At 37.8% G+C, this 13566-nt stretch carries 10 protein-coding genes; 8 read left to right on the plus strand and 2 right to left on the minus strand.

The window, feature by feature from the left end:
- The first annotated feature begins 195 nt into the window (after window positions 1-195).
- Window positions 196-3465, plus strand: coding sequence for a leucine-rich repeat protein (locus ACZLXV_RS12455; protein WP_482383631.1), 3270 nt, complete (start codon window positions 196-198; stop codon window positions 3463-3465).
- Between the two features lie 60 nt (window positions 3466-3525).
- Here the strand turns inward: ACZLXV_RS12455 and ACZLXV_RS12460 are convergent, their stop codons facing one another.
- Both ACZLXV_RS12460 and rpsT read right to left on the minus strand, forming a co-directional pair.
- The gene (locus ACZLXV_RS12460; RefSeq protein ID WP_022224941.1) at window positions 3526-4008 is read right to left on the minus strand and encodes a deoxycytidylate deaminase; all 483 of its coding nucleotides are present in this window, start codon (window positions 4006-4008) and stop codon (window positions 3526-3528) included.
- Window positions 4009-4136: 128 nt separating this feature from the next.
- The gene (gene rpsT, locus ACZLXV_RS12465) at window positions 4137-4400 is read right to left on the minus strand and encodes a 30S ribosomal protein S20 (protein ID WP_022224940.1); all 264 of its coding nucleotides are present in this window, start codon (window positions 4398-4400) and stop codon (window positions 4137-4139) included.
- A gap of 288 nt (window positions 4401-4688) precedes the next feature.
- On the opposite strand from rpsT, the gene gpr reads away from it, so the two are divergent.
- From gpr to ACZLXV_RS12500, 7 genes are all read left to right on the plus strand, one after another.
- Window positions 4689-5564 (plus strand): GPR endopeptidase, encoded by an 876-nt coding sequence (gene gpr / locus ACZLXV_RS12470; RefSeq protein ID WP_022224939.1) that lies wholly within the window; start codon window positions 4689-4691, stop codon window positions 5562-5564.
- Window positions 5565-5749: 185 nt separating this feature from the next.
- Entirely contained in the window at window positions 5750-7039 is a 1290-nt protein-coding gene (spoIIP, locus tag ACZLXV_RS12475; RefSeq protein ID WP_022224938.1) for a stage II sporulation protein P, read from the plus strand.
- A gap of 99 nt (window positions 7040-7138) precedes the next feature.
- On the plus strand, window positions 7139-8953 hold the full coding sequence (gene lepA, locus ACZLXV_RS12480) for a translation elongation factor 4 (protein WP_022224937.1): 1815 nt from the start codon (window positions 7139-7141) through the stop codon (window positions 8951-8953).
- A 94-nt stretch (window positions 8954-9047) separates the two neighbouring features.
- On the plus strand, window positions 9048-10235 hold the full coding sequence (hemW, locus tag ACZLXV_RS12485; RefSeq protein WP_482383632.1) for a radical SAM family heme chaperone HemW: 1188 nt from the start codon (window positions 9048-9050) through the stop codon (window positions 10233-10235).
- Window positions 10236-10309: 74 nt separating this feature from the next.
- Window positions 10310-10822 carry a 5-(carboxyamino)imidazole ribonucleotide mutase gene (gene purE / locus ACZLXV_RS12490; protein WP_022224935.1) on the plus strand — a complete coding sequence of 171 codons (513 nt, stop codon included), beginning with the start codon at window positions 10310-10312 and terminating at the stop codon, window positions 10820-10822.
- 152 nt (window positions 10823-10974) lie between these two features.
- Window positions 10975-12570 (plus strand): peptide chain release factor 3, encoded by a 1596-nt coding sequence (locus ACZLXV_RS12495; protein ID WP_367335894.1) that lies wholly within the window; start codon window positions 10975-10977, stop codon window positions 12568-12570.
- A 56-nt stretch (window positions 12571-12626) separates the two neighbouring features.
- Window positions 12627-13487 (plus strand): N-acetylmuramoyl-L-alanine amidase, encoded by an 861-nt coding sequence (locus ACZLXV_RS12500; protein WP_482383633.1) that lies wholly within the window; start codon window positions 12627-12629, stop codon window positions 13485-13487.
- Window positions 13488-13566: the final 79 nt, after the last annotated feature.

The raw sequence follows: 13566 nt of genomic DNA on the forward strand, positions 1-13566 counted from the left end.
CTTATTATTTAGAATATATCAATAAAAAGTCGCTAAAAGACAAAAGAGTGTCGCCTTGTTTAATGGAACAATACATAGAAAGAGTTAAAATAAAATCATAGGTGTCTGCGGGATTGCAATAATTATATGGCAATGAGCAATCCGTAGCATTATCACAGGATTTATTTATAGTAAATAAGAAAATGGAGGAAATGTATGAGAAAACGAATAAAACAAATTCTTGCAGGTGCGTTATGCTTTGGTCTGGCAATTTCTGATAAATCAGCATTGTCGTTGGGAGAAATTAATATGGATAAAGTGACAGTTCAGGCGGCTGAAAATGTAAGTGATATTACAATTGACGGAAATAATATCAATAAAGAGAATAAAAACGGTCTTACTTATAAGGGATTTGGTCTTTTGACAGCCAATTCCACATCTGACCTTTTGATGGATTATAAGGCTGAGCATCCCGAAAAATATGTTGAGATGCTGCAGTATTTATTTGGTGGTTCCAAGCCGCTTATGACTCATGTAAAAATTGAAATGGGTAATGACAGAAACAATTCTACAGGTGCTGAGAGCTGTACAATGCGTACGGAGGATGAGACTGCAAATGTAAAGAGAAATGCGGGATTTCAGTTGGCAGCAGATGCTAAGAAGATTAATCCGAATATTAAAATAAGTATCTTAAGATGGAACACACCAAAGTGGGCAAATACTACGGAAAAGCAGTATAAATGGTATAAAAATACCATTATGGCTGCCTATGAGACATATGGTTATATGGTAGACTATATCAATCCTAACAGAAATGAGGCATGGAGCGATAAGACTGACACTGAGAATGTGAAGAAATTTGCAAAGTGGATTCAGAAAGAAAACAGCGATACCATCAAAGATGCAAAAGCGTTAGATTTGTATAAAAAGATTAAGTTTATTGTATCAGACGAGGCTGAGATGATTGCAAAGACAGCAGTAAATGCCTTGTATACAGATGAGGAATACAAAAATGCAGTAGCAGCGATAGGCTGGCATTATCCGTATTCTGTGGCAAGTAAAAGCAGGGACGGTGCGGATATTCTCACAAAGGATGATATTATAAAAATTGCAGATGAAATGGACAAGGAAGTCTGGAACAGCGAGAATCAGGCTGTATTTTCTGACAGTGCTTTCCGTCCGGCAAACAATACAACATTTAAGGATGACAGCGGAAATGTAATTGCCGGCTCATCAGGTCTTGGTGGAACAGGCAGTGCATTAGAGATGGGAAATTACATTATAAAGAGTTTTGTTGAATCACGCAGAACACATGTCATATATCAGCCTGTAATCGGTGCTTTTTACCAGGGAGGACAGTATTCCTCTAAGGAATTGATTGGAGCAAAAGACCCTTGGTCTGGTTATGTCAGATATGATGCGGGTACTGTTATTTTGAGCCATTTGTCAAAATTTGCCGTTACAGGCTGGGAGAATGAGGATAATACAGCCGGCATCTGGAGAGTTATACCTCAGTCAAGTTATTGTGGAGAGGATGATGCAAATGGAGACAGACGTGTGGTGAACAGTACAACCGGTGCTGACAGTTATATGACATTGGCATCACCTGATAAGGATGAGTTTAGTACTTTGATGATTAACAACAGTGCAAAGACAAAGAACTACCGTATTTCAGTTAAAAACATGCAGTTAAAAGATAATCACACATTGCAGTGCTTTGAAACAAAGGCAGCAGGTGACGGTACTTTTGATTCAAATTATATGTCAGATAAAGGCGATATAACGGCAGATGAACAGGGATATTATAATGTTATGGTTTCGCCGTTTTCTGTTGTTACGGTATCGACATTAGACCAGAATAAAGACGAATTGAAAAGTGAGTGCAAATTACCTGAAAACTCAACAGACAGAACAATATTAGATACTGATGAAAACGGAAACGGAACAGTTACGGATAACGAGTATCTTTATGCGGATAATTTTGACTATTCAGATAAAAAGGTTAGTGTAATAGGCACAGACGGAAAGCTCAGTGATGAAAAAGAAGATTATATTGAGTCACGCGGCGGCAAAACAGGTGCAATTGCACGTTATACAAATGTTATTAACGGAGCATTTGAGGCAGTTAAGCTGGCAGATGGAAATTATGTACTGCGCCAGCAGTTAGATGAGAGTGTGCAGGGTGTTGGTTCAGCTTGGAACGGCTCTAATGCAGAGGTGCTGATAGGTGATTACCGATGGATGAATTACCGTGCAAATGTTGATGTGCAGTTTGAACAGACAGAAGCTAAAAGTTCATCTGCTGTCATAGCAATTCGTCAGACAGGTGGAGGAACAGCAATTAAAGATTCTTCGGGCTATTCTTTTGAGATTGATAAAGATGGTGCTTGGAAGCTGTACCGCAAAAAAGTAACCATTTTGGAAGGAACAATTACAGACAACAGCATATTTAAACAGGGGTTCAATCAGTGGAACACTTTGTCGCTGGAAGGCAAAGAAAACCAGATTACAGCATATGTAAATAATAAAGTGGTTGCTACTTATACAGATACAAATCCTGTAACATCAGGAAGAATTGCTTTAGGCGGTACATACGCTGCGATGGATTTTGATAATCTTACAGTTAAAAAGATTGAGAATACAGCTCCGTATTATGAAGAATTTATTGACAATATGCAGCAGTACGAGTTAAATGATGTAACAAAATCTAAATTAGTATTTAATGACAAGTGGTCACACCAGTGTGGTCAGGGAATGTATGTATATGATCGTACAGCATCATACAGCACAGGCACAGGTGCTTCTTTGACATACACATTTAAGGGAACCGGAGTAGATGTTTTAGGCTATATGAAAGCTAACAAGTGTAAGATAAAGGTGACTGTTGATGGTAAAGTGGTCGAGACTGAGGCAGCAGTTAATCAGGCAGAGGACAGCAGAACAAATTATTCTCTCCGAAATTTGAAATATGGAGAACATACAGTCACATTTGAAGTTGTGAGCGGTCAATGGTGTATAGATGCTATCGGCATATGTTCGGTAATATACGAAAAAGACTTAAAGAGGGGCACAAAATTTGACGTTTCAAAAGTGACATACACAGTTAACGATGCTAAGAAAAAGACAGTGACATATACAAAACTGAACAATAAAAAGGCAAGTGCTGTAGTTCCTAAGACTGTTAAGTACAATGGCGTTTCTTACAAAGTTACTGAGGTTGGAACTAATGCATTTTCAAAGTGTCAGGATTTAAAGAAAGTTACAATCGGTGCAAATATAACAAAGATTTGCAAGAAAGCATTTTATAACAGAAAGAAATTAACACAGATTACAATAAATAGTAAGCTGTTAAGGAAAATTGAGTCTAATGCAATTTCCGGTATTTCAAAGAAAGCTGTTATTAAATGCCCTAAGGCAAGGAAAGCTGACTATAAGAAAATGCTGAAAAAATCGACAGGATACAAGAAAACGATGAAAGTCAAATAGTAAACGATAAGCGAATAAGCCCATTCGTTTTGAGTGGGCTTATTTTATGCCTTGCGGTGACTATAACTGCAATTCAATAGTCCTGTTTATAGGTTTATATGGAGTAAATTTAACACCGGCAGAATTCATCATTCTTTTTGCTGCTATGACAGAAGGTGTATCAGAATACTTATCTGACATATAAATGACTTCTTTTATTCCGGATTGAATAAGAGCTTTTGTGCATTCATTGCATGGAAAGAGGGTAGTATATATTTTTGCGTTTTTTAAATTTGTTCCTGTATAGTTTAACAACGCATTTAACTCTGCATGGCATACATAGAGATACTTTGCATCCAGCTCGTTGTCTGAGTTTCGCTCCCACGGATATTCATCATCAGAACAGCCAAGAGGCATACCGTTGTAACCGACGGATAAGATTTTGTTGTCTTCGCTGATAATACAGGCGCCTACGCTTGTATGGGGGTCTTTGCTCCTCTCAGCAGATAGGAGAGCAATACCCATAAAATATTCATCCCATTTTAAGTAATTTTCTTTCTTCATTGTTTGTCTCCTGTTAGATCTTAATTATATGATGCAAGGGTCAAAATACCTTTTGTCCCCAACATCATTATGTGTATATGAAAAAAGAGCTGCCCACACCATTGGCAACTCTTTAAGTTTTAAATAGATTACGCGATTTTATTTACAGCAATTGTAATACGAGAAATCTTTCTTGAAGCTGTTTTCTTGTGGAAAACACCTTTGCTTGCAGCTCTATTGATTTCAGAGATTGCTGTTGTTAAAGCCTTAGAAGCAGCGTCCTTGTCTCCTGCTGCGATAGCAGCGTCAACACCTTTGACAGCTGTCTTAACTTTAGACTTGATTGCTTTATTTCTCTCTGCATTTCTGCGATCAACTAAAATTCTTTTCTTTGCTGATTTAATGTTAGCCATTCCTTACACCTCCCAATTGTGAAATCTTTTGTTTCATCAAACCGGACACGGTCGCTTTGAAGTAAACATACTCATTTATCATAGTGATTATTTTGACATTTGTCAAGGCTTTTTTGATGATTTTTTACGCTTTTTTTGATGAATTGTAGCAGGCTGAGCTGTTACGAATTTTTTATTTGTTTTGAGGTGTATATTATTGCTGGATTTAGGGAAAAGTAAATTATATTAGTAAAAACTGGGCTATTGTCCACAACGTAGGCGTGAACAGCAGCAAAAACAGGAGGTTTTATGCTTAGCAGAGTGACAGACCTTGCGGTTGAGGTGAGGGAAAGTTTCCCGGATGATAATGTGGAGATTTCAGGTGTTCAAATAGAAAAGACTGATACAGGAATTTTAGGTATCACAATGACTGTCGTTGACATTAAAGATGAACATGGTGCAGAAGCGATGGGAAAGCCTGTAGGAGAATATATTACGCTTGAGTTTTCTGACAGTGGATGGAGAAAAAGTGATGAGGAAGGCTTTGAAAAAGTTTTTGCAGGTATTATCGAAAAAATGATATTAAAAAAGACACATGGAAACAGAAAAATAAAAGTTTTGACAGCCGGTCTTGGAAACAGATATGCGACACCAGATATGCTCGGAAACAAGGTCATAGAGTATATAGATATAATTCCGGAAAAAATTTGTGCCATTGCACCGGGAGTTTTGGCTCAGACAGGAATGGAGACATGTGACATTATTAAAAAAATAGTTTCAGAAGGCGGATTTGATTATATTCTGGTTATAGATTCGCTCTGTTCAAGACATACTGAGAGACTGTGCCATACAATTCAGGTGACCGACACGGGAATATCTCCGGGGGCTGGGATTGGAAACGTGCGAAAGGAGATAAATGAGAGGATTATGGGGATACCGGTTATTGCCATAGGAGTACCAACAGTTGTATCAATGGCAACCGTTGCATATGACTGCATAGAGGAAACTCTTCTTGGACAGGGATTTTCACAGGAAGAAACAGATATATTCCTGCGTCAGATGTCCAATGAAAAATACAGCGGTCTTTTTGTTACACCTAAAGATATTGATGAGCAGATTTTTTTTATCGGAAAAGCAATTGCCGGAGGGCTTAACAGTGCTTTAAATTCGATTATATTAAATTGAGTTGTTTTTGCCGGAAATGTTTTGATGCAGAGATTGATATAAACTTCTCGGCTGAGCAAAAAATATTCATATCAAAAGTTTTTTTGCATATTTTGTTCTTAGAAGATATAAGATGCTGCCATGTTACTGCCCTGCAAGGTTTACGGGCAGGCAGTAATGCTGTCAGAAAGAGAAGGACATGATATATGAAAAATACAAAGAAAATTATTGTTATGATTGTTGTTATCATTTGGGTGGCAAGTTTTTTTGCCGTGAGACTGAAAAAATTAGATATTGGCAATAAAATACAAAATATGGTTACTGCCGGCCTGGTAAATTTCGGATATTCAAATTCTTCTGCTATAAGTATGGCAAGAAACGGAAGTGATGTTCCTCTTTTACTTAAATTTATAACTAAAACAAGCTCTGGAGTTTCGTATATGGTTGAACACGGAAACAGGTTTAGGAGTGTTGCCGAAAAAGAAGCTGAAAAGACAGCTATGACGTGGGTTGGCATAAACAGCAGAAAAAAGATATGGAGTGGAATGTCGGGTGAACTTTATATGAATGCATGTCAGGAGGAAAATGAGGACTTGGAACTGGCAAAAAAAGAGAATGAGGCAGCAAAAAAAGAAGAAAAATTGAAGGGAGACTCTGAGAAGATAAAACAAAGGGATATAGTAATAAGCCGTAATAAAACAGCATCCTTAAAAGAAAATATTAAAAAGGTTAATACATTGAAAAAAGGTCTTAACAGAAATTATCTTCTGAAAAATTTTTATATAGCGGACTCTACTACTTCCATTGACAATAATGTTTTTAATGTAAAAAAACTTTTATCGTCAGATTTAAGAATTAAGAGAAACTCTAACAAACCGCAAATACTTATATTTCACACACATGGCGGTTCAGAAGCGTTTTGTGACAGCAAAAGCGGTGTGACAGCTCAGTCCATAGTAGGAGTCGGAACAACACTTACATATAATTTAAAAAAATACGGTTACAACGTGATACATGATACGACAAAGTATGACATAATAAACGGAAGAATTGACAGAAACAGAGCATATAACAATGCGGCAGAACATGTGAAAAGAACATTGAAAAAATATCCGTCAATACAGGTTATAATAGACCTGCATAGGGATGGCGTAGGAAATAAAGTACACAGAACGACTGTAATAAACGGAAAGAGAACGGCGCAGGTAATGTTTTTTAACGGATTGTCGAGAAACCGCAACGGAAATATCGGATACCTTTATAATCCTAATCTGCAGTATAATCTTGCATTTAGTCTGCAGCTAAAACTAAAATGCATGGAAAATTATAACGATTTTGCAAAGCCGGTATATCTGAAAGGATACCGTTATAATCTCCATCTGAGAAAAAGAGCACTCCTTATAGAACTTGGAAATGAAAATAATACATTACAGGAGGCAAAAAATGCAATGCCTCATCTCGCCTGTGTGATAGATAAGGTGCTTAGCGGAAAATAGATACTGTACCACAGCAAAAATAATTCCATATTCTTTTGACTGATAACCTCCGTATGTGTTACAATAAAAAGCAATGGAAAAAAACAGCGGAGGAATACAATGGAGAGAATTAAACAGTCCAATATCAGAAATTTTTGTATCGTAGCACATATTGACCACGGCAAATCCACACTTGCAGACCGTATTATCGAAAAAACGGGGCTTCTTACAAGCAGAGAGATGCAGGCGCAGGTTCTTGATAATATGGAACTTGAGAGAGAGCGTGGCATTACCATAAAGGCACAGACAGTTCGTATCGTTTATAAAGCAAATGACGGTGAGGAGTATATATTTAATCTTATTGATACACCGGGACATGTGGATTTTAACTATGAGGTTTCAAGAAGCCTTGCGGCATGCGAGGGCGCCATCCTTATAGTTGATGCGGCACAAGGTATAGAGGCACAAACACTTGCAAATTGTTATCTTGCGCTTGACCATGACCTTGAGATAATGCCTGTCATAAATAAGATTGACCTTCCGAGTGCGGAGCCGGAGAGGGTTAAGAGTGAAATAGAGGACGTTATAGGTCTTGATGCAGAAGATGCACCGCTTATTTCAGCAAAGATGGGAACAAATATAGACCAGGTGTTAGAGCAGATTGTCAAAAAGATACCTGCACCGTCAGGTGACATTGACAAGCCGTTAAAGGCTCTTATATTTGACTCGTTATATGATGCGTATAAAGGCGTTATAATATTCTGCCGTATATTTGACGGCTGCGTAAAAAAAGGCGATGAGATAAAGATGCTTGCAACAGGTGCAAAGGCAGATGTTGTGGAGGTTGGAATTTTTGGGGCAGGACAGTTTATACCATCTGACGAACTTTCAGCCGGAATGGTTGGATATGTTACGGCAAGCCTTAAAAATGTTGGTGATACAAGAGTGGGTGATACAGTTACCCTTGCAGAAAATCCTTGTGATGAGGCACTTCCAGGATACAAGAAAGTACAGCCTATGGTTTATTGCGGTTTATATCCGGCAGATGGTGCCAAATATCCTGACCTTAGGGATGCACTTGAAAAACTTCAGTTAAACGATGCCGCACTGCAGTTTGAAGCTGAGACTTCAATTGCTCTTGGATTTGGTTTCAGATGTGGTTTTCTTGGTCTTTTACACCTTGAAATTATTCAGGAGAGGCTTGAAAGGGAGTACAATCTTGATCTTGTCACAACAGCACCGGGTGTTATATATCATGTTTACAAGACAAATGGAGAAATGGTTGAGGTCACAAATCCGTCAAACCTTCCTGACCCGTCAGAGATTGAGCACATGGAGGAACCGATGGTTTCGGCAGAGATTATGGTTACAAAGGAATTTGTGGGTGCAATAATGACGCTTTGTCAGGAAAGACGAGGTGTTTATATTGGAATGGAATATATGGAAGAATCAAGAGCACTTCTTAAATATGACCTTCCGCTTAATGAGATTATTTACGATTTCTTTGATGCACTTAAATCACGTTCGAGAGGTTATGCCTCACTCGATTATGAAATGAAAGGATATGTTCCTTCAAAACTTGTGAAACTTGATATTCTTATAAATAAAGAAGAAATAGATGCACTTTCATTTATCCTTCATGCTGACACAGCGTATGAGCGTGGAAGAAAGATGTGTGAGAAGCTCAAGAATGAGATACCGAGACAGCTTTTTGAAATACCTATTCAGGCTGCTGTCGGCGGAAAAGTAATTGCGAGAGAAACAGTAAAAGCGATGCGAAAAGATGTACTTGCGAAATGTTACGGCGGTGATATTTCAAGAAAGAGAAAGCTTCTTGAAAAACAGAAGGAGGGTAAAAAGAGAATGCGTCAGTTTGGAAATGTAGAAATTCCACAGCAGGCATTTATGAGTGTATTGAAACTTGACGAGGAGTAAAATAATATATCTGAAAACTGAGATATTATTGTTAGCAGGGTGATTTACCAAAGGATTGCAATTCTTTGATGAATTTTTGGGGAGATAATTGGAAATGCAAAAACAGATTGCGTTATATGTCCACATACCGTTTTGCGTAAAAAAGTGTAATTATTGTGATTTCCTTTCGTTTAGTGCAGATGAAAGCATAAAGCGCACCTATCTTGAAGCTTTACATAGAGAGGCTCTTTACTGGCAGAAAATTCTTTGTGGCAGATACAGGATAGGAACGGTTTTTATCGGCGGTGGAACACCGACCTGCCTTTCAGCTTTGGAACTTAAACTTCTTGGAGATATTATAAAGCAGTTTGATATTGACGATAATGCAGAGTTTACGATAGAAGCAAATCCCGGGACTCTTGACGAAGAAAAGATTTATGCTATTAGGAAGATGGGTGTAAACAGAGTAAGTCTCGGACTTCAAAGCAGCATTGATGAGGAACTTAAACTTCTTGGAAGAATTCATACCTACAATGAATTTCTTGAAAGTTATCATCTGCTCAGGGATGCGGGTTTTAATAATATAAATATAGATTTAATGAGTGACATTCCTAAGCAGAGTTTTGAGAGTTACAAAAAAACGCTTGAGCGTGTTGTTTCATTGAAACCTGAACATATTTCTTCGTATAGTCTTATACTTGAGCCGGGAACGGTCTTTTATAAAATGCACGAGGATGGAGTTCTTGATATTGCCGATGAAGATACGGACAGACAGATGTATTCTTATACAAAAAAAATCCTTGAAGAAAATGGTTATCACCGATATGAAATATCAAACTATTGTAAAAAAGACAGAGAATGTAAGCATAATCTCGTCTACTGGACTCTTGAGGATTATATCGGGATAGGGCTTGGTGCTTCGTCATGCTTTGAAGGGGCAAGATTTTCAAATTATTCAGATTTAGAGAAGTATTTTGAAATCACAAAAGAACCCGGATTGCAGATAAAAAATATTGATGATTTTGACGGAGACATAAAGAAAAGAACTGAAACTTATGAAAAGCTGACCCCAAAAGCAAAGATGGAAGAATTTATGTTTGTCGGTCTAAGAAAGTGCATCGGTGTGTCAAAAACAGAGTTTAAAAACAGGTTTGATTACAGTATTGATGAAATTTACGGTGATGTGATAGATAAATTTATAAAAAATAACCTATTGTCTGAAAATGATAATAGTGATAGAATTTACCTGACAGATAAAGGGATTGATTTAAGTAATTATATTTTGTCAGAGTTTCTACTTTAAAGCAGACAGGAATGCAGATACCTGTATAATATTTTAAACAATGATAATATTTTAAACAATGGAGGAAATACAAAATGGCTAAAGTAAGTATCTTAATGGGAAGCGATTCAGATTTACCGATTATGTCAAAGGCAGCAGCAATGCTTGAAAAGTTTGGTATTGATTATGAGATGAAAGTAATCTCAGCGCACAGAGAACCGGATGTGTTCGTGGAATATGCAAAAAGTGCAGAGAGTAAAGGCATTGATGTTATTATAGCAGGAGCCGGCGGTGCGGCTCATCTTCCGGGAATGTGTGCAGCAATGTTTCCACTTCCTGTAATAGGAGTTCCTATTCATACAAAGTCACTCGGAGGAGTTGACTCACTTTATTCAATTGTACAGATGCCTTCAGGAATACCAGTTGCAACAGTGGCTATAAACGGAGCGGCAAATGCAGCTATTTTGGCAGCAAAAATGCTCTCTATCTCAGATAAGGAGCTTAGAGACAAACTTGCAAGTTACAAAACTGAGCTTCAGGAGCAGGTAGTAGCAAAAGACGAGAAGCTTGGCAAAATAGGTTACGAAGCTTATATCGAGCAGATGTAATACTGATACATAAAATTTTCTGAAAAATATATGTATGAAAAATGCGGAACATTGTTTTAGGAAAATGATTAAAAAATAAAAAATGCAGGGTAGAAGATTACGGTTCACACACAAATATGTGAGCTGTAATTTTTTGCGGAAATGAGGTAATAATGGCAGATAATATAAAATCAGAAATTGAGAAAAGACGAACTTTTGCGATAATTTCTCATCCTGATGCAGGTAAAACAACACTTACTGAGAAGTTTCTCCTTTATGGAGGGGCGATAAATACGGCGGGTTCGGTAAAAGGAAAAGCCAATTCAAAGTATGCTGTATCAGATTGGATGGAAATAGAAAAGGAACGTGGGATTTCTGTTACATCATCGGTTATGCAGTTCAATTATGATGGTTTCTGCATAAATATCCTTGATACACCGGGACATCAGGACTTCTCGGAAGATACTTACAGAACACTTATGGCAGCGGATTCGGCAGTGATGGTTATTGATGCGTCAAAGGGTGTTGAGGCACAGACAATAAAGCTGTTTAAGGTTTGCGTGATGCGTCATATTCCTATATTTACATTTATCAACAAAATGGATAGAGACGCAAAAGATTCATTTGAACTTCTTGACGATATAGAAACGGTTTTGGGAATAAGAACATGTCCTATAAACTGGCCTATTGGTTCGGGTAAAGAGTTTAAAGGGATATTTGACAGAAAAGCAAAAACAGTAAGAACTTTTGAGGCAGTTTCAACAGGCGGCGCAAAGTCAGCGGCAGAGACAGATTATTCAATAGATGATCCGGAATTAAAGAAGATAGTCCCTGATAATCTCTATGAACAGCTTGTAGAAGAAATCGAGCTTTTGGACGGGGCGAGTGATGAACTTGATATGGATAAAGTAAGCAAGGGAGAACTCTCACCTGTATTTTTTGGTTCTGCATTAAATACATTCGGTATAGAAATTTTTCTTAAATATTTCTTGGAGATGACATCATCACCACTTCCGAGAATGTCAAATGAAGGACTTATTGACCCGATTACAGAGCCGTTTTCTGCATTTGTATTTAAAATTCAGGCAAATATGAATAAAGCGCACAGAGACAGAATTGCATTTATGCGTGTGTGCTCAGGTAAATTTGATGCGGACAAGGATGTATATCATGTACAGAGCGGAAGAAAACTTAAACTTTCACAGCCGCAGCAGATAATGGCGCAGGACAGACAGGTTATACAGGAGGCATATGCGGGTGACGTTATAGGGGTGTTTGACCCTGGCATATTCTCTATCGGAGATACGATAACAATGCCGGGACATAAATATGAGTATGAGGGCATTCCTACATTTGCACCTGAGCATTTCTGCAGAGTTATCCAGCTTAATTCAATGAAACGTAAGCAGTTTGTAAAGGGGATTACACAGATTGCCCAGGAAGGTGCAATACAGATATTTCAGGAGTTTACGGCAGGTATGTCTGAGATAATAGTCGGTGTCGTGGGTGTGCTTCAGTTTGATGTACTCAAATATCGTCTTGAAAATGAATACGGCTGTGAGATACGTCTTGAATCACTTCCGTATGAGTATATAAGATGGGTTGGTGACCCTTCTACGGATGTCACAAAGCTTAAGAGAATGAACAATGTAAAGGCAGTAAAAGATATGAAGGGAAATCCTTTACTGTTGTTTGTCAATGAGTGGATGATAAGAATGGTATTGGAAGATAACGAGGGGCTTGAACTTCTCGAATTTAAGAAAAACTGATTTTTTTGTAAATTCTTTGTTTTTTATGAATATAATAGATACAAAAAGTTTTTGAGGTGGAAGATTTGGCTACAGTTATGCTTGATGCCGGTCATGGCGGCTTTGACAATGGTGCAATGTTTAACGGGAGAAAAGAAAAAGACGATAATCTGAGCCTGACGCTTAAAGTAGGCCAGTATCTTGAAAACAGGGGCGTAAATGTTATCTATACAAGAACAGAGGATATTTATCAGAACCCAAATCAGAAAGCAGGGATAGCAAATAGAAGTGACGCAGATTATTTCGTGTCATTTCACAGAAATTCAAGCCCTGAGCCTGATACATATTCAGGTATTCAGACGCTTGTATATCAGGCAGAGGGTATACCTCTTGTTATGGCAAAGAATATAAACAAAGAATTGGTGAAAGTCGGTTTTAAAGACCTTGGAATAATAGAAAGACCGAATCTTGCAGTATTAAGGGGAACAAGGATGCCAGCCGTATTGGTGGAAACAGGTTTCATAAATACGGAGGCGGATAATGACCTGTTTGACGAGAAAAACGATGATATAGCTAAAGGAATAGCAGATGCTATCGTAAAGACTGTATCGGGGGCGGCAGGTACAGGAGTTGATGTTATATCGGAAGATATTGTCGAAACAAAACCGGACATTAAAAATGTTGCTGAGAAGTTTTCTGTTCAGGTTGGAGCATTCAGGCACTATGAAAATGCAGATAATCTTGCAAAAAACGTACAAAAACTCGGTTATGACTGTTTTATTGAAAAGAGCGGACATACTTATAATGTCTGCCACGGACGGTATGACGAGTATGTGGATGTAAAAGAAGCAGAAAAAGAGCTTTTTCAAAATGGTCTGGAGACAAGAATAATCATTTCTGCCGGGGTTTTAACGCAAAAAGCTGACTTGAAAAAGTAAATTCCAGTGCAAGAGTAAATTCCATTGGCTTTTAAATTTGATTGATTTTGTGGGAGGTTTTTTAACAAAATCTCCTGCT

The organism is Butyribacter sp., assembly GCF_056818865.1.

Coding starts and splice junctions, on each gene's coding strand:
- ACZLXV_RS12455 (WP_482383631.1), top strand. CDS start 196: ATGAGAAAACGAATAAAACAAATTCTTGCAGGTGCGTTATGCTTTGGT.
- ACZLXV_RS12460 (WP_022224941.1), bottom strand. CDS start 4,008: ATGAAGAAAGAAAATTACTTAAAATGGGATGAATATTTTATGGGTATT.
- rpsT (WP_022224940.1), bottom strand. CDS start 4,400: ATGGCTAACATTAAATCAGCAAAGAAAAGAATTTTAGTTGATCGCAGA.
- gpr (WP_022224939.1), top strand. CDS start 4,689: ATGCTTAGCAGAGTGACAGACCTTGCGGTTGAGGTGAGGGAAAGTTTC.
- spoIIP (WP_022224938.1), top strand. CDS start 5,750: ATGAAAAATACAAAGAAAATTATTGTTATGATTGTTGTTATCATTTGG.
- lepA (WP_022224937.1), top strand. CDS start 7,139: ATGGAGAGAATTAAACAGTCCAATATCAGAAATTTTTGTATCGTAGCA.
- hemW (WP_482383632.1), top strand. CDS start 9,048: ATGCAAAAACAGATTGCGTTATATGTCCACATACCGTTTTGCGTAAAA.
- purE (WP_022224935.1), top strand. CDS start 10,310: ATGGCTAAAGTAAGTATCTTAATGGGAAGCGATTCAGATTTACCGATT.
- ACZLXV_RS12495 (WP_367335894.1), top strand. CDS start 10,975: ATGGCAGATAATATAAAATCAGAAATTGAGAAAAGACGAACTTTTGCG.